This is a genomic window from Stenotrophomonas sp. Iso1 (assembly GCF_027497995.1).
Lineage (GTDB): Bacteria > Pseudomonadota > Gammaproteobacteria > Xanthomonadales > Xanthomonadaceae > Stenotrophomonas.
In genome coordinates, this window is record NZ_JAODBT010000014.1 from 1 (window position 1) to 275 (window position 275).

General features: G+C 65.5%; 1 protein-coding gene. It reads right to left on the reverse strand.

Annotated elements, in window-relative coordinates; translation table 11 throughout:
* A partial coding sequence (locus PAN08_RS18005; protein ID WP_269792874.1) for a cadherin repeat domain-containing protein occupies positions 1 to 275 on the reverse strand: 275 nt, incomplete at both ends.

Below are 275 nucleotides of genomic sequence, written 5' to 3' on the forward strand. Positions count from 1 at the left end.
TGCCCGTTGCCTCGTAGTCATTCGCCAGCGAGGCTGCACCGACCGGGGTCAGGGTGATCACACCCGTGGTCGGATCGATCGCGTACCAGCCATTGTCGTTACCCGCGCTGATCGCGAAGGTCACGTCATCGCCATCCACGTCACCGGCCTGGACTTGGCCCAGCTCGACGCCCGCAGCAGTGTTCTCGTTGTAGCTGACCGTGTAGCTGGCCGGCGTCGGGTTGCCTGCACCATCGTCGCCCGGCGGAGTGAAGATCGTGCCCGGCTGGTTCGGA